28 protein-coding genes and 1 tRNA gene are annotated in these 25,517 nt (G+C 63.8%); 22 read left to right on the plus strand and 7 right to left on the minus strand.

The window, feature by feature from the left end; genetic code table 11:
* Positions 1 to 20 precede the first annotated feature (20 nt).
* Positions 21 to 338 carry a hypothetical protein gene (locus tag BJ6T_RS40825; protein WP_014498374.1) on the plus strand — a complete coding sequence of 106 codons (318 nt, stop codon included), beginning with the start codon at positions 21 to 23 and terminating at the stop codon, positions 336 to 338.
* On the opposite strand, the gene BJ6T_RS40830 is transcribed toward BJ6T_RS40825, so the two are convergent.
* Positions 319 to 1,362 carry an AraC family transcriptional regulator gene (locus tag BJ6T_RS40830; RefSeq protein ID WP_014498375.1) on the minus strand — a complete coding sequence of 348 codons (1,044 nt, stop codon included), beginning with the start codon at positions 1,360 to 1,362 and terminating at the stop codon, positions 319 to 321. The genes BJ6T_RS40825 and BJ6T_RS40830 overlap by 20 nt on opposite strands.
* Positions 1,363 to 1,491: 129 nt before the next feature.
* Here BJ6T_RS40830 and BJ6T_RS40835 point away from each other — a divergent pair, with 129 nt between their 5' ends.
* Together BJ6T_RS40835 and BJ6T_RS40840 are read left to right on the plus strand one after the other, a co-directional pair.
* Positions 1,492 to 2,028 (plus strand): carboxymuconolactone decarboxylase family protein, encoded by a 537-nt coding sequence (locus tag BJ6T_RS40835; protein ID WP_014498376.1) that lies wholly within the window; start codon positions 1,492 to 1,494, stop codon positions 2,026 to 2,028.
* 45 nt (positions 2,029 to 2,073) lie between these two features.
* Positions 2,074 to 2,583, plus strand: a complete 510-nt coding sequence (locus BJ6T_RS40840) for a YkgB family protein (RefSeq protein ID WP_014498377.1) — start codon at positions 2,074 to 2,076, stop codon at positions 2,581 to 2,583.
* 74 nt (positions 2,584 to 2,657) lie between these two features.
* On the opposite strand, the gene BJ6T_RS40845 is transcribed toward BJ6T_RS40840, so the two are convergent.
* On the minus strand, positions 2,658 to 3,764 hold the full coding sequence (locus BJ6T_RS40845) for a LysR family transcriptional regulator (RefSeq protein WP_240537940.1): 1,107 nt from the start codon (positions 3,762 to 3,764) through the stop codon (positions 2,658 to 2,660).
* Between BJ6T_RS40845 and BJ6T_RS40850 the strand changes: the two genes are divergently transcribed.
* From BJ6T_RS40850 to BJ6T_RS40875, 6 genes are all read left to right on the plus strand, one after another.
* Positions 3,673 to 4,776, plus strand: coding sequence for an NADH:flavin oxidoreductase (locus BJ6T_RS40850; protein ID WP_028170405.1), 1,104 nt, complete (start codon positions 3,673 to 3,675; stop codon positions 4,774 to 4,776). The two genes, BJ6T_RS40845 and BJ6T_RS40850, sit on opposite strands and share 92 nt — an antisense overlap.
* Positions 4,777 to 4,845: 69 nt before the next feature.
* The gene (locus tag BJ6T_RS40855; protein ID WP_014498380.1) at positions 4,846 to 5,028 is read left to right on the plus strand and encodes a hypothetical protein; all 183 of its coding nucleotides are present in this window, start codon (positions 4,846 to 4,848) and stop codon (positions 5,026 to 5,028) included.
* 341 nt (positions 5,029 to 5,369) lie between these two features.
* A complete protein-coding gene (locus BJ6T_RS40860) occupies positions 5,370 to 5,666 on the plus strand; it encodes a putative quinol monooxygenase (protein ID WP_014498381.1) in 297 nt (98 codons plus the stop codon).
* A gap of 113 nt (positions 5,667 to 5,779) precedes the next feature.
* Positions 5,780 to 6,505 carry an alpha/beta fold hydrolase gene (locus BJ6T_RS40865; RefSeq protein WP_014498382.1) on the plus strand — a complete coding sequence of 242 codons (726 nt, stop codon included), beginning with the start codon at positions 5,780 to 5,782 and terminating at the stop codon, positions 6,503 to 6,505.
* 54 nt (positions 6,506 to 6,559) lie between these two features.
* Entirely contained in the window at positions 6,560 to 7,486 is a 927-nt protein-coding gene (locus tag BJ6T_RS40870) for an MBL fold metallo-hydrolase (protein ID WP_014498383.1), read from the plus strand.
* Between the two features lie 319 nt (positions 7,487 to 7,805).
* A complete protein-coding gene (locus BJ6T_RS40875; protein ID WP_014498384.1) occupies positions 7,806 to 8,174 on the plus strand; it encodes a hypothetical protein in 369 nt (122 codons plus the stop codon).
* 203 nt (positions 8,175 to 8,377) lie between these two features.
* Here BJ6T_RS40875 and BJ6T_RS40880 read toward each other — a convergent pair whose 3' ends face one another.
* Positions 8,378 to 9,130, minus strand: coding sequence for an SDR family NAD(P)-dependent oxidoreductase (locus BJ6T_RS40880; RefSeq protein ID WP_014498385.1), 753 nt, complete (start codon positions 9,128 to 9,130; stop codon positions 8,378 to 8,380).
* A gap of 95 nt (positions 9,131 to 9,225) precedes the next feature.
* Between BJ6T_RS40880 and BJ6T_RS40885 the strand changes: the two genes are divergently transcribed.
* Positions 9,226 to 9,537 carry an ArsR/SmtB family transcription factor gene (locus BJ6T_RS40885; RefSeq protein ID WP_028170403.1) on the plus strand — a complete coding sequence of 104 codons (312 nt, stop codon included), beginning with the start codon at positions 9,226 to 9,228 and terminating at the stop codon, positions 9,535 to 9,537.
* Positions 9,538 to 9,702: 165 nt separating this feature from the next.
* Here the strand turns inward: BJ6T_RS40885 and BJ6T_RS40890 are convergent, their stop codons facing one another.
* Positions 9,703 to 10,611: a PhzF family phenazine biosynthesis protein gene (locus tag BJ6T_RS40890; RefSeq protein ID WP_014498387.1), complete on the minus strand. Its 909-nt coding sequence runs from the start codon at positions 10,609 to 10,611 to the stop codon at positions 9,703 to 9,705.
* A gap of 204 nt (positions 10,612 to 10,815) precedes the next feature.
* Positions 10,816 to 10,892, minus strand: a tRNA-Met gene (locus BJ6T_RS40895).
* Between the two features lie 312 nt (positions 10,893 to 11,204).
* On the opposite strand from BJ6T_RS40895, the gene BJ6T_RS40900 reads away from it, so the two are divergent.
* The 4 genes from BJ6T_RS40900 to BJ6T_RS40915 all read left to right on the plus strand — a co-directional run bounded on the left by BJ6T_RS40900 (position 11,205) and on the right by BJ6T_RS40915 (position 16,658).
* Positions 11,205 to 12,662 carry a coniferyl aldehyde dehydrogenase gene (locus BJ6T_RS40900; RefSeq protein WP_014498388.1) on the plus strand — a complete coding sequence of 486 codons (1,458 nt, stop codon included), beginning with the start codon at positions 11,205 to 11,207 and terminating at the stop codon, positions 12,660 to 12,662.
* 113 nt (positions 12,663 to 12,775) lie between these two features.
* Complete coding sequence (locus tag BJ6T_RS40905) at positions 12,776 to 14,374, plus strand: GMC family oxidoreductase (RefSeq protein WP_014498389.1); 1,599 nt, start codon at positions 12,776 to 12,778, stop codon at positions 14,372 to 14,374.
* A 194-nt stretch (positions 14,375 to 14,568) separates the two neighbouring features.
* A complete protein-coding gene (locus BJ6T_RS40910) occupies positions 14,569 to 15,540 on the plus strand; it encodes an HlyD family secretion protein (protein ID WP_014498390.1) in 972 nt (323 codons plus the stop codon).
* Positions 15,537 to 16,658 (plus strand): FUSC family protein, encoded by a 1,122-nt coding sequence (locus BJ6T_RS40915; protein ID WP_014498391.1) that lies wholly within the window; start codon positions 15,537 to 15,539, stop codon positions 16,656 to 16,658. Before BJ6T_RS40910 ends, BJ6T_RS40915 begins: the two co-directional genes overlap by 4 nt.
* On the opposite strand, the gene BJ6T_RS40920 is transcribed toward BJ6T_RS40915, so the two are convergent.
* A complete protein-coding gene (locus tag BJ6T_RS40920; RefSeq protein ID WP_014498392.1) occupies positions 16,627 to 17,388 on the minus strand; it encodes an SDR family NAD(P)-dependent oxidoreductase in 762 nt (253 codons plus the stop codon). The genes BJ6T_RS40915 and BJ6T_RS40920 overlap by 32 nt on opposite strands.
* Positions 17,389 to 17,526: 138 nt before the next feature.
* On the opposite strand from BJ6T_RS40920, the gene BJ6T_RS40925 reads away from it, so the two are divergent.
* From BJ6T_RS40925 to BJ6T_RS40935, 3 genes are all read left to right on the plus strand, one after another.
* Positions 17,527 to 18,039: a CvpA family protein gene (locus BJ6T_RS40925; protein ID WP_014498393.1), complete on the plus strand. Its 513-nt coding sequence runs from the start codon at positions 17,527 to 17,529 to the stop codon at positions 18,037 to 18,039.
* 184 nt (positions 18,040 to 18,223) lie between these two features.
* Positions 18,224 to 19,006, plus strand: a complete 783-nt coding sequence (locus BJ6T_RS40930) for an SDR family oxidoreductase (RefSeq protein ID WP_014498394.1) — start codon at positions 18,224 to 18,226, stop codon at positions 19,004 to 19,006.
* A complete protein-coding gene (locus tag BJ6T_RS40935) occupies positions 19,003 to 19,992 on the plus strand; it encodes an NADPH:quinone reductase (RefSeq protein ID WP_014498395.1) in 990 nt (329 codons plus the stop codon). Before BJ6T_RS40930 ends, BJ6T_RS40935 begins: the two co-directional genes overlap by 4 nt.
* 4 nt (positions 19,993 to 19,996) lie before the next feature.
* Here the strand turns inward: BJ6T_RS40935 and BJ6T_RS40940 are convergent, their stop codons facing one another.
* The gene (locus BJ6T_RS40940; RefSeq protein ID WP_014498396.1) at positions 19,997 to 20,428 is read right to left on the minus strand and encodes a DUF3775 domain-containing protein; all 432 of its coding nucleotides are present in this window, start codon (positions 20,426 to 20,428) and stop codon (positions 19,997 to 19,999) included.
* Between the two features lie 121 nt (positions 20,429 to 20,549).
* Between BJ6T_RS40940 and BJ6T_RS40945 the strand changes: the two genes are divergently transcribed.
* From BJ6T_RS40945 to BJ6T_RS40965, 5 genes are all read left to right on the plus strand, one after another.
* Positions 20,550 to 21,401 (plus strand): MBL fold metallo-hydrolase, encoded by an 852-nt coding sequence (locus BJ6T_RS40945; protein ID WP_014498397.1) that lies wholly within the window; start codon positions 20,550 to 20,552, stop codon positions 21,399 to 21,401.
* A 224-nt stretch (positions 21,402 to 21,625) separates the two neighbouring features.
* Positions 21,626 to 22,468, plus strand: coding sequence for a fumarylacetoacetate hydrolase family protein (locus BJ6T_RS40950; protein WP_014498398.1), 843 nt, complete (start codon positions 21,626 to 21,628; stop codon positions 22,466 to 22,468).
* 138 nt (positions 22,469 to 22,606) lie between these two features.
* Positions 22,607 to 23,218, plus strand: coding sequence for a glutathione S-transferase family protein (locus BJ6T_RS40955; RefSeq protein WP_014498399.1), 612 nt, complete (start codon positions 22,607 to 22,609; stop codon positions 23,216 to 23,218).
* 103 nt (positions 23,219 to 23,321) lie between these two features.
* Positions 23,322 to 24,191 (plus strand): MBL fold metallo-hydrolase, encoded by an 870-nt coding sequence (locus tag BJ6T_RS40960; protein ID WP_014498400.1) that lies wholly within the window; start codon positions 23,322 to 23,324, stop codon positions 24,189 to 24,191.
* A gap of 132 nt (positions 24,192 to 24,323) precedes the next feature.
* Positions 24,324 to 25,466: an alpha/beta hydrolase gene (locus BJ6T_RS40965; RefSeq protein WP_014498401.1), complete on the plus strand. Its 1,143-nt coding sequence runs from the start codon at positions 24,324 to 24,326 to the stop codon at positions 25,464 to 25,466.
* Positions 25,467 to 25,517 lie beyond the last annotated feature (51 nt).

Here is a 25,517-nt window from a genome sequence, read left to right on the forward strand (position 1 = left end):
TCCACTACGGGAGCGCCACAATGTCCCATCGTTCGAACCAGACACGCTCGATCCGCTCCGCTTTTGCGGGCCTTCTCCTGATCGCCTTGCTGTCGCCCGCACATGCCTCCGACCGGAACAGCTCTCTCGACGCCCTCCCCGATCTGCCGTCGCGGGCCGCCGCGCGTTTCGCCTCAGCCGAGCCGACGTCGCGCCTGCCCTGGCTCGCTCCGGTCGGCCACCGTCAGCCAAGCCGGGCCGATGCGCCTCATTCGGATGCTCTGTCGGCCTGGGAGCGTGAGCAGCAGCAGCGCGATCAGATGCTGGATCGCAAGCTCATCATCTGCCGCGGATGCTGAGATAGCCCGGCCACCTCACGCGCGCCAGCCTAGGCATTCTCGACACCCGATGCCGCCTCTGCGCTCTTCGCCAGCTCCAGCTCGTCAATCGTCGCAGGCGTCTGCGCAGACTTTCGCCATTGCGCGGGGTGATGCCCATGTGGCTCTTGAACGCCCGCTGGAACGCCGCTTCGGACAGATATCCGACCGCTTCGGCCACCGCTCCGGTCGAGAGCGAGGATTTCCTCAATTCGTTCGTTGCCAGCGTCATGCGGATGTCGGTCAGCAGTTCGCTCGGCGAACGTCCGACCTTCTCTTGGAATTGACGGGCGAGCGTCGCACGCGACATGTTGGCGAGCTGCGCGAGCTCGGGCAGCGTCCATGCGCGCGCGGGCGCATTGAACATGGCCGCGACGACTGGCGCGAGGCGCGGGTGACCTGCAAGCGCAAGCAGCCCGCGTGGCGCATCCCCGGTCTCGCTGGCGAGGCGCAGCACGAGCGCGAACATCGCCGTAGACAGCGCATTCAGCATCGCGCGGCCGCCCAGCTGATCGTCTGCGGTCTCGCCGCGCATCAAGGCAACGAGGCCTGCGAGTTGTCCCGCCGTGTCCCGCTCTCCGGCCTGCGCGCCGGCCCTCACGATCAGCACCGGCGGCAGATAGTTGCGCAGCAGCCGGTCGTGCGGCGGGGCGATCGAAAAATGTCCGCACAGCAGATCGAGCCGGGCGTCCGAGCCGGGATTCTCGCTGATCGTGAAGTTGAGTGACGCGCGGTTGCGGGCCTTCAGCGGCGCAGCTCCGCTGCCGTCGTGCATGACGTGCCGCGGGTTGCGCGGCAGCAGCAGAATGTCGCCGGCCTCCAGTAGCAGCGGCCGGCCTCCCGCCGGATCGTCCAGCATCGCCGAGCCGGCGAGCACCGCGTGGTACGGGATTTCGTTGGCCTCGCCAGGCCCCTGCTCGATGCGCCACGGCGCGCCGTAGGAGCAGCGCAGGTCCAGACGGCCGCGCACCGGCATCATCTCGAACAGCCGGCTCAGCCAATCCATCCTATTCCTCTCTCGGTCGTCGATTGAGACGATTGAGCATATATACAAGCCTATCAAGCATTCAACATCTCATGTCGCGACCCTACTGTCACTCCGCAATCGTTCACCACCCAATCACGGAGTGCCATCATGTCCCGTCTTCCCGTCCCGAACCTCGAAGCTGACGCCGGCCCCTCCGGCCAGGTCTATGCCCAGATCAAGAAGGCCATCGGCAGCGTGCCGAACACCTTTGCGGCCATCGCCGCCCATGGCCCCGCTGCGCTCAAGGCCGTGCTCGCTGCCGACACTGTGCTCGCCTCCGGCGGACTGACCAAGTCCGACAAGGAGATCATCAAGCTCGTCATCAGCGAAGCCGCCGGCTGTGACTATTGTGTCGCCGCCCACAGCCATCTCGCAAAGCTCGTCGGCCTGGCGCCGGAGGTCCTGAAGCAGATCCGCGATGGCCAGCCCACCGGTGATGCGCAGCGCGATGCGCTGGTCGCTTTCGTCGACAAGCTAGCGCGCACCAGCGGCACCATCAGCCACAAGGATTTCGTCGCGATCAAGGCCGCCGGCTACAGCGACGCGCAGCTCGTCGACATCAGCCTCGCCTTTGCCACCACCGTGTTCACCAACGTCTTCAACCGCATCAACGATACCGAGATCGACTTCCCGGCGGTCGCCTAACGCGACGACCGCCACGTCGCTCATCTCACATCAGGGATCACGACCATGACCATGCTTGCCAACACCCACACTGCCCAAAATCCTCTCGTCCGCGCCCTGCAGGGATCCGGCCTGCTCGCGGAAGATCTCGACTACCATGTCGTCCGCGCCTCGATGGTGATCATGTTCTTCTTCTTCGGTTACCAGAAGTGGTTTCCGTACGAATTCGAACGGCTGGTCCCGTTCATCAGCAACGGCCCGTTGATCTGGTGGCTCTATCCCGTGTTCGGCCATGCCGGCGCCAGCTATTTCCTCGGCGTTTCCGAATGGACCTTCGGCGCGCTGCTGCTCGCGGGCTTCTGGAGCCACCGGCTTGGTGTGCTCGGCGCCCTCGGCTCGACCGGCACCTTCATCGCGACCGTCACCATCATTCCCTTCATGCCGGAGGGTTGGGACCTCGCCGCGGGAGGCTTCCCCGCGATGACGGGCAACGTGCCCTTCCTGATGAAGGACGTCGTGCTGCTCGCAGTCTCCTTCTATCTGCTCAGGCAGGATCTGGTTCGCCTGACGCGGTAACAGGTTGCATTCTGCCCAAGGCGATGCGTCGCCGGCGAGCTTTACCGCTCGCCGGCGATTGCGCGTCGCGACGATCACGGCAGTGTGCCCGCAAGCAGCCGTTTTCGCAGAGCATCAATGAACGCTCTTACCCGGACGGGCATTTGCGCGCGGGTCAGGAAAACCGCCCATATCCCAAGCTCAACCGGCGCGGCATCCGCCAGAACGATACGCTTCAACTCTCCGCGTTCAATCTGCTCGTACACGTCCCAATAGGTCATCATGGCGACCCCCACGCCCGCAAGACAGGCCGCTCGAACAGCGTCGACCGTGCTGGCCGACAGCGGGCCGGCGATCCGGATCTGCTCCAATTGGCCTCCACGTACGAACGGCCAGGTCTCCATCGCATGAAGCTTGATGCAGGGGTGGCTCACCAGATCGCCCAGGGTTGCCGGTTCGCCGAAGCGAGCGATGTAGGCCGGCGATGCGCAGAGGATGTAGGGATTGTCGGCGAGCCTTGTCGCGATCATGTCGGAAGGCTTCATCGGCGCCACGCGGATCGCAACGTCGAGACCCATCGAAGCGATGTCGACGCGATCGTCGCTCAGGACCAGATTGACCCGAAGCGCCGGGTTGTCCGCGATCAGCCCGGCCACGACGGGTACGATGACGGCATGGCCGATGACGTTTGGCGCTGTGACCTTGAGCACACCTGAGAGGCCCGAGCCGGCGGACGACACGGACTCGAATGCTGAATCGCGGGCGGCTATCAGGGCCGCGGCGTGAGGCAAAAAGGCCTCGCCCTCAGGGGTGAGCGACAGCGAGCGCGTCGTCCGATGAAACAGGCGCGCGCCGAGCTCGGCTTCGAGCGCTGCAAGCCTTCGACTGACCAACATCGGCGTTGTGCCCATCTCTCGCGCCGCAGCGGACAGGCTGCCGGCGGTCACGATGCTGCGAAACAGGGCGACATCCGCGAAATCCATTTTATAACGATAATCGATAAAGTGCTTAGCTTCCAGCTGGACTTCTGTCGGCTCACGGCAAGCTCTAAATCGCTCTCCAGCAAGGGAGGCCCCTCCCGAAGATAAAGCCCCTGGAGATTCAAAAATGATGGACAGCGAAGCGAAGGCGCTTTTCACGCCAATCGATATAAACGGCCGTACCGCGAAGAACCGTCTTGCTGTTGCGCCAATGACGCGCATCACGGCGACCCAGGACGGCCGGGCCACCGAAACGATGACGCGATACTACGAGCGGTTCGCGCGAGGCGGGTTTGGAACGGTCATCACCGAAGGCATCTACACAGACCAGGCGTTCTCGCAGGGCTATGTCTATCAGCCCGGCATGACCGACGAAATGCAGGCCAAGGCCTGGAAGCCGGTCGTCAACGGCATCAAGTCGCACGGAGCGGTGGCCATCGCCCAGATGATGCATGCCGGAGCGATCAGTCAGGGCAATCGCTTTCGCGACAGCACGGTGGGGCCGTCTGCCATTCAGCCCAAGGGCGAGCAGATGACATTCTACCACGGAAAGGACCGCTACGTGATGCCGGCGGCCATCACCGAAGAGCAGATCGCCGACGCTATTGCCGGCTTCGCAGCCTCGGCTGCGCGAGCGATCCACGTCGCCGGGTTCGACGCCATCGAGATTCACGGCGCCAACGGCTACCTGCTCGACCAGTTTCTGACCGACTACGCCAACCACAGAACCGATCGCTGGGGCGGCGCCACGGAGAACCGCGTGCGGCTAATCGTGGAAACCTTCAAGGCAGTGCGTGCGAAGGTCGGGAGCGCGGTGCCGGTCGGCGTCCGCGTCTCGCAAGGCAAGGTGAACGACTATCATCACAAATGGGCAGGTGCGGAGCGTGACGCGGAAATCATCTTCGGTAGCCTCGCCGATGCCGGCGCCGACTTCGTCCATGTGACCGAGTTTGAGGCGTGGAAGCCCGCTTTCGCCAAGGACGGCCCGTCATTGATGCGCCTCGCCAAGCGCTACGCCCCCAAAGCGACGATTTTCGCCAATGGCAGCCTGCACAACATCGAGCAGGCGGTGGCTGCGCTCGACGATGGCGCCGATGTCGTCACGATAGGCCGCGGGGCGTTGGCGAACCCCGACCTGCCCAAGCGTCTGCTGGACCGCAGCTCCCTGGATGAATTTGACCCTGCGATCCTCGGGCCCATCGCCGACATCAAGGACACCGAACTGATGATGTGAGCGCGTCCCGCGACGTCGATGCCAAGGGCCGACGCTCTGAAGATAGTGCACGCATCAAAAGGAACGATCATGACGGACGCGATCTCCGATGCCTCGGTGGCGTTGTCGCTCATGCTGGAAGCATTGCGCGTGCTCGATGGGCCCGAGCATTCGAAGGCTGCGGCCCACCTTCGAGCAGCCATCGAGGCGCTATCGCCTCACATCGCGCAACAGTTGCTTCCACCTCTCGGTGAGGCTCCGAGCAGGTCCTAAGTGGTAACCGGGCGCGTGACCGCGACGACCTCATTCATCGTTTCGGGACCGCTCATCTCACCGCACGATCCGCGAAGACGATAGGGCCGCGATGATCTAGGCCACCTGTGATTTCATAAAAAGACGCCCAATATGACGCCTATGAATTTTGATACCGATTCTGGATCACGACTCGCAATCGAAGATATGAATCATCATAAGTAACTGAAATAATGGGCATATATTATCTATATCGATCACGACAAAGCGAACCAACACCACACGTTCTTTGATGCGTTTTTATAAAAACGCATTTTATATAGAGACGCGCAAAAGTCGGATGAAACCGAAAGGATCATGGCATGGCCAAGTTCGCCTTCTTCGTCGAGTTGAAAGCCAATCGGGGCAAGGAAGCGGAGGTCGAAGCTTTCCTGAAGCAGGGCGCCGTGATGGCGAAGGCAGAGGCCGGAATAGTGGCGTGGTACGGGCTCAAGGAAGAGGAGCCGGGACGTTACGGAATCATCGACACGTTCAATGACGAAGTCGGGCGAGATGCGCATTTGAACGGCGAACTTGCAAAGGCGCTGTTCGCGAGGGCAGGCGAGCTGTTTTCCGAAGCTCCCAAGGTGCACCGGCTTCACGTCATCGCCCAGAAATAGAGCGTCTTACCGGGGCTCTTCGTTGCAAGGCAGATGATGAGCTTGGGCGGTGCGACTTAACGAGCACTTCAGCGAAGCCACTTCTTCCGCAATTCTCCTGAAAAGGACTCACGATGAACCAGGAATCGCCCAAGCCCACTGTCGTCCTTGTGCACGGGGCCTTCGAAGACGCGTCGATCTGGAATGGAGTGATTGAGAGGCTCCAGCGCGACGGCTACCCGGTCGTCGGCTTCGGCAATCCGCTGCTCGGCCCGGCAATCGACACCGCGTACCTGCGCAGCCTGTTGGACAAGATCCAGGGGCCCGTGATCCTGGCGGCCCACTCCTACGGCGGGGCCGTCATCACGCAGGCCGGGGACGACCCCAAGGTCAAGGGCCTTGTCTACGCGGCCTCCATCATGCCCGCGGTCGGGGAGGCCGCAACCCATTTGCTCGAACGGTACCCCGGCAGCACATTCCCCACGTCCGTCGAGCCGACCACGTACACACTGCCCGACGGTACCAGCGGCACGTATCTCCTCTACCAGCTCGACAAGTTCCACAGCAACGTTGCCGCCGACGTGCCCGCGAGCGTGGCCGCCCTGATGCTTGCCGGCCAACGCCCCATGAACCTGGCGGCCCTGACCGAACCGCTGACATCCGCGTCATGGACGAGCAAGCCGAGCTGGCAAGTCAGGCCCCTGCAGGATCGCGCCATTCCGGTCGACGAATACAAGTTCGAAGCCGATCGCGCCCATTCCACCGTCATCGAGGTCAACGCTTCGCACGCCGTCCCCGTCTCCAACCCGGACGTCGTGGCCGACGCCATCGAACAGGCCGGCCGCGCAGCAGCAAGGTAACGGCCTCCGCAAAACGCGGTTGTTTGCATCATTCAAACAGGGAGGACCCATCCGATGACGCAGGACGGTGAGCAAGAAGCAACGCCGCCCTGGGATGCGGCTCGGGTGAACCTCACATCGAACGAACTGGCCCCCGGCGTTTTCGCGGTCATGCCTGACGACGTGTTCGAGAAAGACCACGTCGCCACCACGGCCGGCTTCGTGATCGGCGAACGCAGCGTACTCGTCGTCGAGTCAATGCTGAATGGCGATCTCGCCTCGCAGCTTATCGGGCTCGTACGTCAGGTGACGTCGAAGCCGATCCGCTTCCTCGTCAACACCAGCTATCACGGTGACCATGCCTACGGGAATTACCTGTTTCCCGACAGCACTGTCGTTATTCAGCATCCGGCGACCAAGCGCTACATGGAAGAAAGCTTCGAGGATGATCGCTGTTTCATGATCAGCCTCATGGGCAAGGGGAAGGGTATTGAACGCGTGCAGGCGCGCGCGGCCGACATCACCGTCCCCGACATGATCAGCGTCGATCTTGGCAGCCGCGTCGTCGAGGTCCGTCACTTCGGGTTCGCGCAGACGCCAGGCGATTTGGTCATATGGGCGCCAGACGCGAAGGTGCTTTGGGTCGGCAACATGATCCAAGCACCGTCTCCGGCGCTTCCGTGGCTCCTCGAAGGGCGGCACAAGGAGACGATCACGACCCTTGCCCGCGTACGCGACTTCCTGCCGGAAGACGCAACCATCATTCCCGGCCACGGCCGGCCGATGCGTCCCGCTGACATCGAGTTTCCGCTTCGCTATCTTCGCGAGCTCGACAGCGCCGTGCGCACGGCGATAGCAGAAGGTCGATCGATCGAGGCCACGCTCGAGGCGGTCGCCATGGCGCACTACGGCGAGTACAGCCTGTTCGATTGGGCGCACAACTCCGTCAACGTGCCCGCGGCCTTCCGCCACCTGCAAGGGCCGGGCGGCGGATTGGCCTAGGGGAACACGCATCGGTGTCGACCGCGGGCCTGGAGCATCTCGTCGTGTTCGCGACCCATCGATCTAGCTGATATTACGTCAATTTTCTCTTGCATCGCCGCGAGAACGTCGATGCCGCCGACGTGTGAATGCAGCTGCGATCGAAGCGCTTGCTGTACAAGTCACCTCATTGTCGGCTCGCAAGGCAACCCCTTTCGCTGATAGACACAGGGTCGGAGGCAGCTTTCGTCATGGAGCAGTTCGACTCGCTCCGAGTCTTCCGGACCGCAAGGCGGAAAGCGACTGCGGATTGGTAAGTGCAAGGAAGTCTGCCCCCGTTGTGGTCTTCGCCCCTTGGGCGATCAATTTGCGGGAGCGACCCTTGGCGAAAGGGTTACAGGAAGGGGAAATCAAGCAGGAGCTGCAAAATGGCGGGCATCTGCGCAATGTCCTCATCATCACCAAGATGATTGAGGGTATGGCCGAGCACCTGGCCTATGTTCGGCCGAGCTGGCGACGCGAATTCCTGCCGCTGCGAACCTGGGGCGACAAGGAAGATCGCACCTACAAGGATCTGGATCGGCTGCTCGTGCTTCTCCGTGACGACTTCGGCTATCGGGGCTTCATTGGGCTCTACATGGATGGTGATCCCGATCTCGTGCGCTACCGGGCGCTTTCGGAAAGCGAAGAGGCCGACGACAAGCCGTAAAGCTCATATCTGACGGCGCCGCTGGCTCACTGCGTGGCTCGCGGTAACATCAGGACTCTCACCCGCAGAAAAAATGGCTCGCTTGATGCGAGCCATTTTCTCATCGAGGACCGGTCAGGTTCGAACCTGGCTGCGGGATACACCACCGACAATGCCGGGACGACGTCCTTCGGCGATTCCGGGCCGCCAGGGCGCGTCACACGTCAGCGAAGGCCGCCGGTGACGTGAAGTGTCTCGCCCGTGACGTAGGACGCTTCGTCCGAAGCGAAGAAGGCCACCGCGGCAGCGATCTCCTCGACCTTGCCGATGCGGCCAAGCGGGGTGGTGGATTCGATCCAGTTGCGCATGTCGCCCTCGTGCAGGCCGGCAGACACGACGCCTTCGGTGGCGATCATGCCCGGATTGACGGCGTTGACGCGGATCTTGCGCGGCGCGAGCTCCTTCGACAGCACGGAGGAGATCGCATCCACCGATGCCTTCGTCGCGGTGTAGACGGCGGTGTTCGCCGGCGCGATGGTCGACACGCCGGAGCTGATGTTGATGATGCTGCCCCCGTTGGGATTGAAGTGCTGCACCGCCTCCCCCGAGATCAAGAGAAGGCCGAGCACATTGAGGTCGAAATGCTTGTGAAAATGCTCAGGCGTGATGGCCTCGAGCGCCGCGAACTCGTAAATGCCCGCGTTGTTGACGAGGATGTCGATCGCACCGAACGCCTTCACGGTCTCCGCGACGACGCTTTTCACGTTTTTGGCATCGGCCAGGTTGCCGTGCACGGCGACAGCTTTGCCACCCTTGGCGATGATGGCGGCGACCACGCGGTCGGCGGCCTCTTTGCTGGCGCTGTAGTTGACGGCAACCGCCGCACCCTCGGCCGCGAGCCGGGCGGAGATTTCGGCACCAATGCCTTTGGATGCGCCGGTCACGAGCGCAACTTTGCCTTCGAGTCTCTTGGTCATCGCATGTCTTCCGTTGTTTGGCGGGATGCCGATATTCAATAGTTCAATACTAGTGAACTATTGAATGAGTTCAAGGGGCATGCTATATTTTGGGCATGGTGCAGTTCGTTCACCCATCGCGGGACGAGATTACACTCGCCGGGGTGCTTGGAGCTCTCGCGGATCCGATGCGGCTGCGCATCGTCAAAAGCCTGGCCGCGCAAAACGATTGCATGTCGTGCACCGAAGCCGCGCCTTGCCCTGACATGGCGAAGTCGACCCTGTCGAACCACTTTCGGATCCTGCGGGAAGCCGGCCTGATCCGGACGTCAAAGCAAGGCGTCCAGCACCGCAACATTTTGCGCGAAGAGGACATCAACGCGCGGTTTCCGAAACTGTTGAAAATGATCCTGAGCTATCCGGACTGAGGGCATTCGCGCGCGACAGATTTGTGGAGCGCGCAAGGGATCGGCTGATGTTGCCACCCGGCGTATCCCAAAACAAAAATGGCCCGCGCTTCCGTCCCGACGCCGTGTGCTGCCCGGCGTTCGCGCCATGATCGATTTTCCGGCGACAGTGCTGAACGCCCGGGTCTAGCGCGCCGTCTCTGCGCCGACCTGCCAAGGCTGCAAGACATGTTGCTCCGCGCGCGTGACGGAGCCTCCAAGCAGGCAACCCACAGGCCTGCTGTCGGCGAAGCCGAGCCGCACCCGGATCTCGGACAACGCCCCCATCGCCCGGCCCTGCATGATGGTGATCGGCGCGCTGTTGCGCTCGACCAGGCCGTTCCTGAGCAGTCCGAACGCGAGCGCCGCGGCGGCAATGCCGGTGGCAGCATCTTCCGGGTAGCCTGATGACTTCGGAAACTGCCGCGCCTCGAAGCGCCGTTCGCCCTGATGGTCCACGGCGTAGGGATAAAGACCGGTGGACCCGATCCGCCCGCAACACGCCTCGATCTGCGCCGGGTCCGGCACCAGCTCATTGAGTTCGCGGACGCCCTTGATCGGGATCAGCGTCTTCACCCGCGACGTGACGGCGTTCTGCACCGGCATATCAAGCAGATCGCGGCGCGACAGCTTGAGCGTCGACAGAACGTCCTCCTCTTCGGCACGCGAGAGATCAACGACCTTGCCGACAGGCTGGCTGATCTCGACGGACGGTTCGCCCGAGTCCACACGATCGACATAGCCCGTCACCGACCCGCTGCGCGTCTCGACGCGGACCTGTTCGCCCGGCAGGCGCCCCTTGGTCGCGAGGACCCAGAGCGCGCCGATGGTCGCGTGACCGCACATCTCCATCTCGTGCCGCGGAACCCAGAACCGGAAGGCATAGTCGGCGTCGCCGCTGGGAGCCGGCAGGACGAAGCCCGACTCATGCCCGAAGTGCCGGGCCACCGATTGCATCCCCTCAGCAGTCAGGTTCGATGCATCGATGACAATTGGACATGGGTTGCCGCCGCGCCCCGTGTGGGTGAACACGTTGACAAGCTCGACCTCGGTCATCGGATAGCTCACTTCATGGAAGGCAGGATGGTGAAGGCGCGACGGCGGCGACGACGGCGATGGTATAGTTATTGGGGTGACATCTGAGAGAGCCGATTTGGCCGAGGGGCTCTGCGCGACTGAGGCGGCTCCCGCAGGTCGCAAAACAAAAATGGCCCGCGTGATGCGGGCCATTTTCGTATCGGAACCGGTAAAGTCCGAACTTGGTTGCGGGGATAGGATTTGAACCTATGACCTTCAGGTTATGAGCCTGACGAGCTACCGGGCTGCTCCACCCCGCGTTAAACCGTTGCGCGCCTTCGCCGAAATGCCGGGGACGATAAATGAGGGCCGGCGCTATTCGCGTGGCTTGCTCTCGCGTCCCAAAGGCTTCCTTGGAAGGCAACCCCGGGGCAAAGCCCCTCGGGTGCAAGGCGTATGTACCAACCCGGGCTGCCTTTGGAAAGGGCCGCGGGGACGTTTTTTTCGACTTTATGACAGTGAGTTGGGCCGATTTCCGGCCCGTTTGGTGCGCTCTTGCCAGAAGTTCCACAAAGGGCCAGCTTGCGGGCAACAAAACCGGGGGCAAACGTCGTTTTCAGGGGAGACCACCCATGGACCACACCTTGGACCGACCCTCGGACCAACCCTTGGCGAGCGCGCCACTCCCGGCGCTGAAGGATGCCTTCGAGGCCATGGTTGCGCGGGCGCGCGCCGAGCCTGCACCTGACCTGGCCGAGCGGCTCGACCGGCTGGCGCGGCTGCGTGCCGTGGTCGCGGACAATGAAGAGCGTTTCCGGCAAGCGATCTCGGCCGATTTCGGCCACCGCTCGGCCGTCGAGACCACCATCGCCGAGACGATGCTGGTGTTCTCCGAGATCCGGCATGCGACCAAGCATTTGAAGAGCTGGATGGCGCCGCAGCGCGTGGCCACCGCGCTGCAATTCCTGCCCGCACGCAACCGGCTGATCCCGCAGCCGCTCGGCGTCGTCGGCATCATCGCGCCCTGGAATTATCCGCTCCAGCTCACGCTTGCGCCCGCGATCGGCGCGCTCGCCGCTGGCAACCGCGTCATCATCAAGCCGAGCGAGCTGTCGCCACACTTCTCAGTGCTGCTGAAGGAGACGGTGGCCGCGAAATTCGATGCCACCGAGCTATTGGTGACAGGCGTCGAGGACGACATCGCAAAAGCCTTCGCACACCTCCCCTTCGACCATCTCGTCTTCACCGGCTCGACTCGGGTCGGGCGGCTGGTCGCGGAGGCCGCCGGGCGCAATCTCACGCCCGTGACGCTCGAGCTCGGCGGCAAGTCGCCTGTTATCATCGACGCCTCCGCCGATCTCGAGGAGGCGGCCGAGCGCATCGCCTACGGAAAGCTGCTCAATGCCGGGCAGACCTGCATCGCGCCGGACTATGTGCTGGTGCCCGAGCGCTCGTTGCAGGCCTTCGCCGAAAAAGTGCGCGCGCAGATGCGGCGCATGTTCGGCACCGATCCCGCCAACAAGGACTACACCTCCGTCATCTCCGACCGGCACTATGCGCGGCTGGAAAATCTCGTCGCGGATGCCGCCCGGCGCGGCGCAAAGATCCTGCAACCGGCGAAGGCGGACGATCCGAACTGGAAAGCACACCGCAAATTCCCGCCGACGCTGATCATGGGCGCGACCGAGGCGATGGCGGTGATGCAGGAGGAGATTTTCGGCCCCGTTTTGCCGGTGCTGGGCTATCGCGATCCGGCGGAGGCGATCGCCTTCGTCAACGCCCGCGACCGGCCGCTGGCGCTCTACTGGTTCGGCAAAGATCGCGCCGCCCGCGACGAGGTGCTGTCGCGCACGATCTCCGGCGGCGTCACCGTCAACGACTGCCTGTTCCACTTCGCGCAAGCCAACCAGCCGATGGGCGGCGTCGGCGCGTCCGGCACCGGCGCCTATCACGGCGAATGGGGTTTTCGCACGTTCAGCAAGCTGAAGCCGGTGTTTTATCGCTCCAAGTTCAACCGCCTCGCCGACCTCTATCCGCCCTATGGCGGCAAGATCGCGCGGCTGGAGAAGTTGATGCGGTTCATGTCGTAGCTTTCAGTCATTGCGCGCGAAGCGAAGCAATCCAGACTGTCTCCGCGGCGAGATTCTGGATTGCTTCGCTACGCTCGCAATGACGAGAAGAAAATGCAGAGGGGGAAACATCAGTGACTGACACATTCGACTTCGTCGTTGTGGGCGCGGGCTCCGGCGGCTGCACGGTGGCCGGGCGGCTGTCGGAGGATGCGGCGACATCCGTGGCGCTGCTCGATGCCGGCGGACGGAACGACAATTGGCGGATCACCACGCCATTCGGGCTCGCTTTGCCGTACAGCGCGGCCAACTGGGCCTTCGATACCGTGCCGCAGAAGGGATTGAACGGCCGCATCGGCTATCAACCGCGCGGCAAAGGCCTCGGCGGCTCCTCGGCGATCAACGCCATGGTCTACATCCGCGGCCACAAATCGGACTACGACCACTGGGCCTCGCTCGGCAATGCCGGCTGGTCGTACGCCGACGTGCTGCCCTATTTCAAACGCTCGGAGAACAATTCCGATTTCGACGGCGAGTATCACGGCAAGGGCGGCCCGCTGCATGTCAACAGACTGCGCTCGGACAATCCGATCCATGACGTCTTCCACCAGGCCGCGCGCGAAGCGCAGTTCCGCATCCGCGAGGACTTCAATGGTGAGGACCAAGAAGGGCTCGGCAGCTACCAGGTGACGCAGCGCCGTGGCGAGCGCTGGAGCGCGGCGCGCGCCTATCTGCAGCCCCACATGGACAAGCGCGCGAAGCTGCGCGTCGAGACGGGGGCGCAGGCCACGAAAATCCTGTTCGAGGGCGGGCGCGCGGTCGGCATCGAATATGTGCAGGGCAAGCAGACCAAGCAGCTGCGTGCCCGCCGCGAGGTGATCCTCGCCGGCGGCGCCTTCCAGTCGCCGCAGCTATTGATGCTGTCGGGCATCGGCGACGGCGAGGCGCTTCGTACGCACGGCCTCGGCGTCACGCATCATCTGCCGGGCGTCGGGCGCAATTTGCAGGACCATCCGGATTTCGTGTTCGTCTATGCTTCCGACTATCCGCACTTCGTTCACGCGTCACTGGGACGGCTGCCATCCCTGCTCCGCGCGATCCAGCGATACCGCAGGGAGCGACGCGGCCTGATGACCACCAATTTCGCGGAGTGTGGCGGCTTTCTGAAGACCAGCCCCGACCTCGATGTGCCGGACATCCAGCTGCACTTCGTCATCGCGATGCTCGACGACCACGGCCGCAAGAAGCACAAGGAGGCGGGCTTCTCGTGCCATGTCTGCCTGCTCAGACCAAAGAGCCGCGGCAGCGTATGGCTGAAAAGCGCCGATCCGCTCGCTGCCCCCATGATCGATCCGAACTTTCTGGGCGAGGCGGAAGATCTCGAGTCGATGGTCGCGGGCTTCAAGACCACGCGGCGGCTGATGGAGACGCCCGCGCTGCGCGCGTTGCAGAAGAAGGACATGTTCACGTCGGATGTGAGAACGGACGACGACATCCGCGCCATCCTGCGCAATCGCGTCGACACCGTCTATCACCCCGTCGGCACCTGCAAGATGGGCACCGATGCGATGGCCGTGGTCGATCCGAAGCTGAAGGTGCACGGCATCGAAGGCTTGCGCGTCGTCGACGCCTCGATCATGCCGACGCTGATCGGCGGCAACACCAACGCGCCGACGATCATGATCGGGGAGAAGGCGGCGGATATGATCGGTGCGGAGATGCGGGCGAACTAAAGCATGATCCGGAAAAGTGCGCAGCGGTTTTCCGAAAAGATCATGCTCAAACAACAACCTAAAGCGCGATGACGATTCGTCCCAATCTCATCGCGCTTTAGCGAACGGACTTTTCGAGCGACAACAGGCCGGGATAGACTGCTGATCCAGCCCGGAGACATCGATGCGCGCCGTAGCCCTGGAGCTTGCCTGACATGACGCGTGGACGACGGGTCGGACTTGCGGCGGCGATCGCGCTGGCGCTTTTCGTTGCCTATGAGGTGATATCGTCGTTCGTCGCCTTCACCGACGACGCCTATGTGCAGTCCGACCTGATCGCGCTCGCGCCTCAGGTGACGGGGCGCATCATTGCCGTGGACGTCGCCGACAATCAGGACGTCGCAGAAGGCGACCTGCTCGCCAGCATCGATCCGGTACCTTTCCAGCTCGCCGTCGATCAGCGGCGCGCCGATCTTGCCGAGGCCCGCGCGCAGATCGCCTCCGACCAGCACCGCATCGCCTCGACACGGGACGCGCTGGCGGCCGCGAGCTCGGCTGCGGATTTTGCGCGCGAGAACGAAAAGCGCCTGACGACCCTGGCCTCGGCCCAGGATGTGTCCCGCGTCGCGCTCGACCAGGCCAGCGATACGTTGCGACGGGCCGATGCAGCACGCGACGCTGCGCAGGAGTCGGTCGCGGCAGCAGAGGCCACTCTGTCCATGCATCAGGCGACCGAAGCCCGCGCGGTCGCGGCACTCGCGCTCGCGGAGTGGCAGCTCGCCCGCACCAAGCTGGCGGCGCCGACCAGCGGCACGGTCACATCCCTCAGCCTGCGCGTCGGCGACACCGCACAGGCCGACGTGCCCCTGATCGGCATCGTCGATGCCCGAGCCTGGCGCATCGTCGCCAATTTCAAGGAGAGCTACATTCGCGGCTTCACCGTGGGCAGCACGGCCTGGGTATCGCTCGACTCGAATCCCTGGCATCTGCGGCGCGCCAGGGTGGCGGGAATCGCCCGTGGCATCAGCCGTGAAGCCGTACCCAATCGGCTCCTGAACTATGTGGCGCCGACCACCGACTGGATCCGCCTCAAGCGCCGCTTCCCCGTGACACTGACATTGGTCGATCCACCGTCCGACCTGAAGCTCTATATGGGAGCCGACGCAAGGGTGGTCGTGCTGCCATGAGCGGAGCCGCCGCACGAGCGATCTCTGCATTGCGGCAGGAGTTGCTGGAGATCGATCTGGCCGGCTCACGCAGCCATCATTGCAACCGGGTTGCACTCGCTGTCACGCTCGCTGTGGCCGTCGCGCTCGCGCTGCGGGTGGACGCACCATGGTGGGCAGCGATCAGTGCCTTCGTCTCGACCCAGGTGACAGCGCCTGCGTCCTTGCGACGCGGCGCCCTACGCATTATCGGCACGGCGATCGGTGCTGCCGCAGGCCTGCTCCTCAGCCCGTGGCTGATCGAGGACCAGGTCGCGCTCAGCCTCGCGCTGTTCGTCGCGAGCAGCATCGGCGTGCTCGGCCTGCAAGTCAGCCTCCATGGTTATGCCTGGCTTCTTGGCGCCGTCACCTGCGACATGGTGCTGCTTGCAACGCTCGACGATCCAACCTCGGCGCTATCGGTTGCCTGCAACCGCACGGCCGAGGTGACGATCGGCACGCTCGCTGCCATTCTCGTCTCGCACCTTCTGTCGCCGCGCGAGGATCATGCGCCGCCGCGTCCGCAAGCACCCGGCTGGTCCGATCTCCTCGGCGCGCAATGGGCTTCGACCCAGCATGCCATGCGCGCGGGGCTCGGCGTGATGCTGGTGCCACTGGCCTGGAGCTGGCTGCAATTGCCGAGCTTCTCGCAGGCTGCGATCACAGTCGCGGCCGTGATGGCCGTGCCGGTGCTGTCCGACGACAATGCCGCAAATCGCGAAAGCATCACTGCGCGCGGCACGCATCGCATTCTCGGCTGCCTGATCGGCGGCCTCGCCGGCCTCGCGGTGCTGGTCGTCTCGTTCGAGAACTTTCTGCCCTGGCTTGCTGCGCTTGCCATCGGCGTCTGGATCGGCGCGCATGTGCAGGCGAGCGCGCGCGATATCGGCTATGTCGGCACGCAGGGCGCGGTCGTGTTCATCATGACAATGGTGCAGGGATCGGGGCCGCCGTCGAGCATCATTCCCGGCATCGAGCGCCTCGCCGGCATCACCGGCGGATTGCTCATCGTCCAGATCGTGGCCATCCTGCTGGCCCCTCGGCTGCACGCGTCGCCGCGCGCTAGCCTCAATTCAGCAGGAAGCCGCCATCGACGGTGATCACGCTCCCCGTCATATACCGCGACGCCTGTGACGCCGGCAGCAGGATCGCGCCATCGAGATCGGACTCTGCGCCGACGCGGCGCTGCGGGATGCGTTTGGCCAATCTCTCGCCCGCGGGCGTCGACCAGAAGGCGTGATTCATTTCGGTATCGATATAACCTGGCGCCAGCGCGTTGATCCGGATGTTCTGGCCTGCGAGCTCCAGCGCCATCGCCCTGGTCGCCTGGAGGATGCCGGCCTTGGAGATCGCATAGGGCGACACCGCCTTCAGCACGCCGGTGCCGAGCACGGAAGCGATGTTGACGATGTTGCCTTCCTGCTTGCGCGCGATCATGCGGCGCGCGACTTCGGTCGCGAGGAAATAAGCGCCTTTCAAATTGGCGCCGATCACGGCGTCCCAATCGGATTCGGTCTGTTCGGTCGCGAGCTTCTCGATGGCGATGCCGGCATTGTTGATCAGCACGGTGATCGGACCGAGCGCGGCTTCCGTGGCATCCACGGCCTTGGCGATCGATGACATGTCGGTGACGTCGAGCGCGACCGCGGCAGCGCGGCCACCCTTGCCGCGGATCTCCTCCTCCAGGCTCTTCAGCTTGTCGGTCTGCCGCGCGGCGAGCGCGACGGCTGCGCCATGGGCCGCCAGAACCCGGGCAAATTGCCGCCCCAGCCCCTGGCTCGCGCCCGTCACAAGGATGGTTTCTTGACTGACGTCGAATAAGTCTGACATGACGCTTGCCTTGAGCGATTTCCCTGAGCTTTGGAGCCATCAATACAGACGATTTTAACGATCTGAAACCGGAATGATCGGTCCGGCGTTCATTCGTTCCATCGACGCTAGCGTTCCATCGAGGCAGGCCTGACGCTCATGAACAGTTTCGATCTCGCGGTCTATGCGGCACTCGCCGTCGCGATCGGCTTCGGTTTCAGGACCGGCCTGCTCGGCAGCGCCATGACCATCCTCGCCTATCTCCTGGCCGCTCCCATCGCCGTCGGGCTGATGCCGCTGATCGTGCCGCAGGTTGCGGCCAATCCGAACGCGCCGCTGCTGCAAAACTGGATCTGGTTCTTCTGCATCTTCGTGGTCGTCGGCATGCTCCTTGGATATATCGGCCGCCTCGCGCTGAACGACACGATACGCGAAGCCGGAATCGGCGACCGGCTCGCCGGCGCCGCACTCGGCGCCGTCAGGGTCGGCCTCGTCGCTACCACGCTGGTGCTGGTGTTCGACCAGATCGTGCCGGCCAACCGGCAGCCGCCATTCCTCGCCGGTTCGCATCTGCGGCCGCTGTTCTCGGCGGCCGGCAAGATGGGCTTCAAGACATTGCCGCCGGAGGCCGCCGCGGCGATCGACCGCCTCAAGCAGGAACGGCGCATCTAGCTTATTGTCTCGGCATGATCTTTTCGGATAACCGCGGCACACTTTTCCGGATCATGCCCGCACATTTGCATCGCCGCGCGACCGCGCCATGCATTTTGACGCGGCCCCCTCCCTTATCAGCGGCGCCACGATTGGCTAGAGTGCGACCCGTCCAAAACCTGCCTGACATTACGGGAGTGAAACAGTGGATCTTGGGATCAAAGGTCGCCGCGCCATCGTCTGCGCATCCAGCAAGGGCCTCGGCCGCGCCTGCGCCATCTCGCTGGCGGAAGCCGGCGTTGACGTCACGCTGACCGCACGCGGCGCCGAAGCCCTGAAGAAGACGGCCGACGACATCCGCAAGGCCTATCCGGGCGTGAAAGTCACCGAGATCGTCGGCGACATCACGACGCCTGCCGGCCGCGAGGCCGTGCTGAAGGCCTGCCCCGAGCCGGATATCCTCATCAACAATGCCGGCGGCCCGCCGCCCGGCGATTTCCGCAACTGGACCCGCGACGACTGGATCAAGGCAATCGACGCCAACATGCTCACGCCGATCGAGCTGATCAAGTCGACCGTCGACGGCATGATGGCGCGCAAGTTCGGCCGCATCGTCAACATCACCTCGGCCGCGGTGAAGGCGCCGATCGACATCCTCGGTCTCTCCAACGGCGCGCGCGCCGGCCTCACCGGGTTCATCGCCGGCCTGTCGCGCAAGACCGTGATCAACAACGTCACCATCAACGGCCTGTTGCCGGGCCCGTTCGAGACCGACCGCCTGACCGGCACCGCAAAGGCCGAGGCCGACAAGCGCGGCACGACGCCGGAGCAGATCCTGGCCGAGCGCGCCAAGCTCAACCCCGCCGGCCGCTTCGGCCAGCCCGACGAGTTCGGCTATGCCTGCGCCTTCCTCTGCGGCGCCAAGGCCGGCTTCATCACGGGCCAGAACATTTTGCTCGATGGTGGTGCCTTCCCCGGCACGCTGTGAGGGCGGTCTGGTACGAGCAAACGGGACCGGCGGCGGACGTCCTCACCTATGGTGAGATGGCGACGCCGGTCGCAGGCCCAGGCGAGGTTCGCATTCGCCTGGAGGCCTCCGGCGCGAATCCGGCCGATGTGGGCCGGCGCGGCGGCAGCTATCGCGCCATGGAATATGAGCGCGTCATTCCGAATAGCGACGGCGCGGGTTTCGTCGACCAGATCGGCGACGGCGTGACGCGCTTCAAGGTCGGCGACCGGGTCTGGCTGTTCAACGGCCAGCGCAACGGCCGCGCCTTCGGCACGGCGGCCGAATATATCGCGCTCGCCGAGCGGCTGGTGACGCCGCTGCCGGATCATCTTTCCTTTGCGGAAGGTGCAACGCTCGGCATCCCCGCGATGACCGCGTGGTGCAGCCTGTTTGCGGATGGGCCGATCGTCGGCAAGACCGTGCTTGTCACCGGCGGCGCCGGCGCGGTTGGCCACTATGCCGTGCAGTTCGCCAAATGGGGCGGCGCGCAGGTGATCGCGACGGTCAGCTCGGCGATGAAGGGCGAGCAGGCCCGGCGCGCGGGCGCCGACCTCGTGGTCAATTACAGGGACGAGGACGTCGTCGCCAAGGCGATGGCGTTGACCGGCGGACGTGGCGTCGATCGCGTGGTCGATATCGATTTCGGCGGCAACATCGCGACCACCTTGAGGTTGATGGCGGTCAATTCGACGATCGCGGTCTACGCCACCAACGGCAACCGCACGCCGGTTGTCCCGATGCGCGAGCTGATGGAAAAGTGCATCACGCTACGCACGCTGGTGCTGTTCGCGCTGCCGCCGGCGCTGCTTTCGGCGGCGCAGGCCGACATCACGAAATGGCTGGCGGCGGGACCGCGCATTCACAACGTCGCGGCGCAGTTCGCGCTGTCGGATACGGCGCAGGCCCATCTCGCGGTCGAGAAGGGCGACAAGCTCGGCACCGTGATCGTCGACTGCGCGCGGTGACGACTTAGGATACCGGCGTGGTCCGCTCGTCGGTCCAATCTATGCCGAGCTCGTCCATGCCATCGGCGAGCAGATCGCCCAGCATCGGCTCGCCCAGCAGGTATTGCACCGTTTCGCGACGCGGGTTCTTGTATTCACCGCGGGCCTCGGCGGCGCGGGCACGCAGATCGTCCCACTCCTCCAATTCGCCATCGCCGCGGCCAAGCCACATCAGCGTGACGAGGTCGAGCTGCTCGTCCTCGTTCAGCGCGCGGATGAACCCGGACAGCTCGGCTGCGACCGGGTCGGAATTCGTGTCCTCGAGCACGTCGATCTCATCATCATCAGAGGGATTGGAGCCCGAGTCAGGGGCGGACGCCGCCTCCTTGACGTCGAATTCGCGGGCCTTCTCGATGATGAAGGCGACCTTCTCGGCGGAAATGGCAAGCTCTGGCATCGTCGCTCTCTCTGGCTGTCTCGGGGTTCCCCCGATAACGCAACATCGCGACAGATGATCCATTGCGTTCGACGGCGGAAGGCCGCATCTTTCGCGAAAGCAAGAAAATTGGGATCGCCGCATGCCGTGGACCGTGGGCAAGGTCAAAATCACCAAGATCGTGGAAATGGAGACGGTCGGCTCGACCCGCTTCATCCTGCCGGCCGCGACCAATGACGAGATCCAGAAGCTGCCCTGGCTGATCCCGCATTTCGCCACCGAGGAGGGCCGGCTGAAAATGTCGATCCACTCGCTGGTGGTGGAGACGCCGACGCGCCGCATCGTGGTCGACACCGGCCTTGGCAACGACAAGCAGGGCCGCGGCGTCCCGGTCTGGAATAACCGCAGCACGCCGTTTCTGGAGACCATGACGGAAGCGGGCTTTCCGCCTGACAGCATCGACACCGTGCTGTGCACGCATCTTCATGTCGATCATGTCGGCTGGAACACGAAGCTGGTCGATGGCAAATGGGTGCCGACTTTCCCCAACGCGCGCTACCTGTTTGGCAAGACCGAGTATGACTATTGGCGTGACTATACGGCCGAGCCGGACAAGATCGCGGTGTTCAACGATTCCGTGAAGCCGGTCGTCGATGCGGGCCTGGCCGAGTTGATCCCGAGCGATCATCGGCTCTGCGAGGAGATCAGCGTGATCCCGACCCCCGGCCACAGCCCCGGGCATATGAGCGTCCTGATCGAATCCGGCGGCGAACAAGGGTTGCTCAGCGGCGACGTCGCCCATCACCCCTGCCAGATGGCGCATCTCGACTGGTGCTCGGTCGTCGACACCGATACCGCCCAATCGGCGGCAACCCGCCACAAGGTGTTCTCGCGCTTTGCCGATACCCCGACGCTGGTGATCGGCGGCCATTTCTCGGCCGGGCACATCAAGCGGGACGGGGACGCGTTCAAATTTGTGGCACTGCAATCGTAGGGTGGGCAAAGCCACCGGGTCGCGCGAATGCGCGCCCGATGACAGGCTCCGCGTGCCCACCATACCGGGCCATCAAAAAGAATTCGTGGGCACGGCGCTCCGCACCTTTGCCCACCCTACAAAGGAAGGGCTGCAATGCGCCCCGTTTTGAGCGGTTGAATTTCCCGCCGCCCTGTTCCATGAAGCTATTTAACCGACCGGTCAATCTCCAGGGAGAAACGAGAATGAAGCTTGTTCGTTATGGCGAAAAGGGTGCGGAAAAGCCCGGCCTGATCGACAAATCCGGCCAATTGCGCGACCTGTCGGCGCATGTGAAGGACCTGACCGGCGAGGCCTATTCCCCGGAATCCCTGAAGAAGCTGGCGGGCCTTGACCCGGCCTCCCTGCCTGTCGTCTCCGGCAAGCCGCGCTTCGGCGCGCCTGTCACCGGTATCTCGAAATTCGTCGCCATCGGCCTCAACTACAGCGACCACGCCAAGGAAACCGGCGCCGCGATCCCGACCGAGCCGATCATCTTCATGAAGGCCAACACCTCGCTGTCCGGCCCGAACGATGCGGTCGAGAAGCCGCGTGGCTCGACCAAGCTCGACTGGGAAGTCGAGATCGCCGCCATCATCGGCACCCGCGCCAAGTATGTCTCGGAAGCCGATGCGCTGAACTACGTCGCCGGCTATTGCGTCTGCAACGACGTCTCCGAGCGCCACTTCCAGACCGAGCGCCTGGGCCAGTGGACCAAGGGCAAGTCGCACGACACCTTCGGCCCGGTCGGGCCGTGGCTCGCGACCAAGGACGAGATCAAGGACGTGCAGAACCTGTCGATGTGGCTCGACGTCAACGGCCAGCGCCGCCAGACCGGCTCGACCCAGACCATGATCTTCTCCATGGCCAAATGCGTCTCCTACGTATCGCAGTTCATGACCTTGCTGCCGGGCGACATCATCACCACCGGCACCCCGCCCGGCGTCGGCCTCGGCATGAAGCCGCCGACCTTCCTCAATGTCGGCGACGTCGTCACGCTCGGCATCGAAGGCCTCGGCGAGCAGCGCCAGGAGATCGTGGCGGCGTAAGGCCTCCGCTCTCCCCCGTCATTGCGAGGAGCAAAGCGACGAAGCAATCCAGACTATTTCCACGGAGACAGACTGGATTGCTTCGCTTCGCTCGCAATGACGATAGCCAACTGCCGGTCACCGCGTAGGACATTTTCCATGAAACTCTCCTTCTCCGCCGCCTCGCCCTTCGCCCGCAAGGTGCGCATCGCCGCGATCGAGCTCGGGCTGATCGACAAGATCGAGCTGACACCCGCGACCGTCGCGCCGGGCACGGTCAATGAGGACTATTCGCGCATCACGCCGCTGAAGAAGCTGCCGGTGCTGATCACCAATGACGGCGACGTCATTCTGGATTCCTACGTGATCGTCGAATATCTCAACGAGATGGCCGGCGGCAGCCTGATCCCCGATTACGGCCCGCGGCGCTGGAAGGCCAAGACCAATCACTCGCTGATCAACGGCATGCTCGATTCCATGCTGCTGTGCCGCTACGAGAAGATGGTGCGGCCGCAGGGCCTGCAATGGCAGGCGTGGTCGGAAGACCACTGGAACCGGGCCTGGACCGGCATGGCGCGCTTCGAGAACATGCCCGAAGTTTTGAACGGCCCGTTCGACATCTCGCAGATCGGCCTCGTTTGCGTGCTCGGCTATGCCGACTTCCGCTTCGCCGATTGCGGCTGGCGCAAGGCCTATCCGAAACTCGACGCCTTCCACCAGAAGATGCTGGAGCGCCCGTCCGTCAAGATCTCGGTGCCTCCAGCCGCCTAAAGCACGATGAAGATCATCGCGCTTTAGGGTTGTTGTTTGAGCATGATCTTGTCGGAAAACCGCTGCACACTTTTCCGGATCATGCGGTACAGCGGGAGTTCTCATGAGCCTGAAATACGCGGTCGGCGATCTCACCATCCATCGCGTCATCGAGCAGGAGACTTCATTTGTCCCGGCCCTGGAGATGCTGCCGGGACTGACGCCCGAGGTCCTGGCCGAAAACCGGGACTGGATGCGGCAGGCCAAGGCACTGGACGAGCAGGATGTGCTGCTCCTGTGCTTCCAGTCCTATGTGGTGAAGACGCCGCACCACACCATTCTGATCGATAGCTGCATCGGCAACGACAAGCCGCGCCCCAATCGTCCGAAATGGAACATGAAGTCCGACGACACCTATATGCGCGGACTCAACGCCGCCGGATTCTCTGTCGACGACATCGACTTCGTGATGTGCACGCATCTGCATGTCGATCACGTCGGCTGGAACACGCGGCTGGAGAACGGCCGCTGGGTGCCGACCTTCCCGAGGGCGCGCTACGTCATCGCCAGGCAGGAATACGACCACTGGTTCGCGGAGAATGCCAAGACGGAGATCCCCCCCTTCGCCGACAGCGTGCTGCCGGTGGTCGAGGCCAGGCGCCACGAGCTGGTCGGCAATGATCACCAGATCGGCGACCACGTCCGCATCGTGCCGACGCCGGGCCACACGCCCGGCCATATCGCCATCGCGATGGGCCGCGGCAAGGACGACGCTGTGTTCTCCGGCGACCTCATGCATTCGCCATTGCAGACGCTCTATCCGGAGCTGTCGATCAAGTTCGACGCCGACCCGGCCGCGGCGGCGAAAACGCGCCGCGGCTTTCTGGAGCGCTATTGCGACACCGACACGCTGTGCTGCACCGCGCATTTCCCCTCGCCGTCGATCGGGAAGATCAGGCGCAGGGGCAGCGCGTTCGTGTGTGCGGCGGTTTGATTTAGCCGCGATGCCGTAGGGCGGGCAAAGGCGCGCGCTTCGCGCGCCGTGCCCACCATTCCTTAACGTGTTTGGCATGGTGGGCACGCTCCGCTTTGCCCACCCTACGATTCCACCCGTGTGGAGAAAGCAATGACAACGCTCCCCGACGTCCCTCTCCCCGCCGGCATCCGCTCGCGTTATGTCGACGGCATCAATGGCTTGCGCATGCATGTGCTGGAAGCCGGGTTCGAGACCAAGGGCCGGCCCTGCATCCTCTTGCTGCACGGCTTTCCGGAGCTCGCCTTCTCCTGGCGCAAGGTGATGCCGGCGCTGGCCGCGGCCGGCTATCACGTGATCGCGCCGGACCAGCGCGGCTATGGCCGCACCACGGGATGGACCGCCGATTACGACGGCGATCTCACGCCGTTCTCGCTCCTCAACCTGGTGCGCGACGCGCTCGCCCTGGTGTCGGCGTTCGGCTACCGGCAGGTCGATCTCGCCGGGCATGATTTCGGCAGCCCGGTCGCGGCCTGGTGCGCCCTGATCCGGCCCGACGTGTTTCGCTCGGTGACGCTGATGAGCGCGCCGTTCGGCGGAGCGCCGCCGCTACCGTTTGGCACGGTCGACAGTCCGGCAAAGCCGCCCGCGGAAGACCCCGTGCATCGCGAACTCGGCGCGCTGCCGCGCCCGCGCAAACACTATCAATGGTATTACGCGACGCGCCCGGCCAACGCCGACATGCAGCACGCCCCGCAGGGCGTGCACGATTTCCTGCGCGCCTACTATCACCACAAGAGTGCGGACTGGACCGACAACAAGCCTTATCCGCTGACGTCGTGGTCCGCGGGCGAGCTCGCAAAACTGCCGACCTACTACGTGATGGACGCCGGCGAGACCATGGCGGAGACGGTTGCGAAGGAGATGCCCTCGCCCGCCGCAATCGCCGCCAACCAATGGCTGCCGGACAGCGACCTCGCCTATTACAGCGCCGAGTACGGCCGCACCGGATTCCAGGGGGGCTTGCAATGGTACCGCTACGGGACGTCCGGCATGCTCAACAGCGAAATGCAGCTGTTTGCGGGCCGCAGCATCGACGTGCCCTCTTGCTTCATCTCGGGCAAACAGGATTGGGGCACCTATCAGCGCCCCGGCGTGTTCGAAGCGATGCAGGGGCGCGGCTGCACGAAGATGCTCGGCTGCCATCTCGTCGACGGCGCAGGTCATTGGGTGCAGCAGGAACAGCCGGTCGAGGTGAACCGCTTGCTGCTCGAGTTCCTTGCAAAAGCCGCCTGATTTGACCCGGGAACCGGCGCGCCCTATATAGTTTAGAATAATTCTAAACTA

This window comes from Bradyrhizobium japonicum USDA 6 (assembly GCF_000284375.1).
Taxonomy (GTDB): Bacteria; Pseudomonadota; Alphaproteobacteria; order Rhizobiales; family Xanthobacteraceae; genus Bradyrhizobium; species Bradyrhizobium japonicum.

What these genes read in the sequence shown, in the direction of transcription:
- BJ6T_RS40915 (WP_014498391.1), top strand. Translation starts at nt 15,537, where the DNA reads ATGAGCGGAGCCGCCGCACGAGCGATCTCTGCATTGCGGCAGGAGTTG.
- BJ6T_RS40890 (WP_014498387.1), bottom strand. Translation starts at nt 10,611, where the DNA reads ATGACCGAGGTCGAGCTTGTCAACGTGTTCACCCACACGGGGCGCGGC.
- BJ6T_RS40860 (WP_014498381.1), top strand. Translation starts at nt 5,370, where the DNA reads ATGGCCAAGTTCGCCTTCTTCGTCGAGTTGAAAGCCAATCGGGGCAAG.
- BJ6T_RS40835 (WP_014498376.1), top strand. Translation starts at nt 1,492, where the DNA reads ATGTCCCGTCTTCCCGTCCCGAACCTCGAAGCTGACGCCGGCCCCTCC.
- BJ6T_RS40920 (WP_014498392.1), bottom strand. Translation starts at nt 17,388, where the DNA reads ATGTCAGACTTATTCGACGTCAGTCAAGAAACCATCCTTGTGACGGGC.
- BJ6T_RS40840 (WP_014498377.1), top strand. Translation starts at nt 2,074, where the DNA reads ATGACCATGCTTGCCAACACCCACACTGCCCAAAATCCTCTCGTCCGC.
- BJ6T_RS40945 (WP_014498397.1), top strand. Translation starts at nt 20,550, where the DNA reads ATGCCGTGGACCGTGGGCAAGGTCAAAATCACCAAGATCGTGGAAATG.
- BJ6T_RS40900 (WP_014498388.1), top strand. Translation starts at nt 11,205, where the DNA reads ATGGACCACACCTTGGACCGACCCTCGGACCAACCCTTGGCGAGCGCG.
- BJ6T_RS40850 (WP_028170405.1), top strand. Translation starts at nt 3,673, where the DNA reads ATGGACAGCGAAGCGAAGGCGCTTTTCACGCCAATCGATATAAACGGC.
- BJ6T_RS40950 (WP_014498398.1), top strand. Translation starts at nt 21,626, where the DNA reads ATGAAGCTTGTTCGTTATGGCGAAAAGGGTGCGGAAAAGCCCGGCCTG.
- BJ6T_RS40870 (WP_014498383.1), top strand. Translation starts at nt 6,560, where the DNA reads ATGACGCAGGACGGTGAGCAAGAAGCAACGCCGCCCTGGGATGCGGCT.
- BJ6T_RS40855 (WP_014498380.1), top strand. Translation starts at nt 4,846, where the DNA reads ATGACGGACGCGATCTCCGATGCCTCGGTGGCGTTGTCGCTCATGCTG.
- BJ6T_RS40965 (WP_014498401.1), top strand. Translation starts at nt 24,324, where the DNA reads ATGACAACGCTCCCCGACGTCCCTCTCCCCGCCGGCATCCGCTCGCGT.
- BJ6T_RS40925 (WP_014498393.1), top strand. Translation starts at nt 17,527, where the DNA reads ATGAACAGTTTCGATCTCGCGGTCTATGCGGCACTCGCCGTCGCGATC.
- BJ6T_RS40845 (WP_240537940.1), bottom strand. Translation starts at nt 3,764, where the DNA reads ATGCGCGTCATTGGCGCAACAGCAAGACGGTTCTTCGCGGTACGGCCG.
- BJ6T_RS40955 (WP_014498399.1), top strand. Translation starts at nt 22,607, where the DNA reads ATGAAACTCTCCTTCTCCGCCGCCTCGCCCTTCGCCCGCAAGGTGCGC.
- BJ6T_RS40885 (WP_028170403.1), top strand. Translation starts at nt 9,226, where the DNA reads ATGGTGCAGTTCGTTCACCCATCGCGGGACGAGATTACACTCGCCGGG.
- BJ6T_RS40910 (WP_014498390.1), top strand. Translation starts at nt 14,569, where the DNA reads ATGACGCGTGGACGACGGGTCGGACTTGCGGCGGCGATCGCGCTGGCG.
- BJ6T_RS40940 (WP_014498396.1), bottom strand. Translation starts at nt 20,428, where the DNA reads ATGCCAGAGCTTGCCATTTCCGCCGAGAAGGTCGCCTTCATCATCGAG.
- BJ6T_RS40865 (WP_014498382.1), top strand. Translation starts at nt 5,780, where the DNA reads ATGAACCAGGAATCGCCCAAGCCCACTGTCGTCCTTGTGCACGGGGCC.
- BJ6T_RS40960 (WP_014498400.1), top strand. Translation starts at nt 23,322, where the DNA reads ATGAGCCTGAAATACGCGGTCGGCGATCTCACCATCCATCGCGTCATC.
- BJ6T_RS40825 (WP_014498374.1), top strand. Translation starts at nt 21, where the DNA reads ATGTCCCATCGTTCGAACCAGACACGCTCGATCCGCTCCGCTTTTGCG.
- BJ6T_RS40880 (WP_014498385.1), bottom strand. Translation starts at nt 9,130, where the DNA reads ATGACCAAGAGACTCGAAGGCAAAGTTGCGCTCGTGACCGGCGCATCC.
- BJ6T_RS40830 (WP_014498375.1), bottom strand. Translation starts at nt 1,362, where the DNA reads ATGGATTGGCTGAGCCGGCTGTTCGAGATGATGCCGGTGCGCGGCCGT.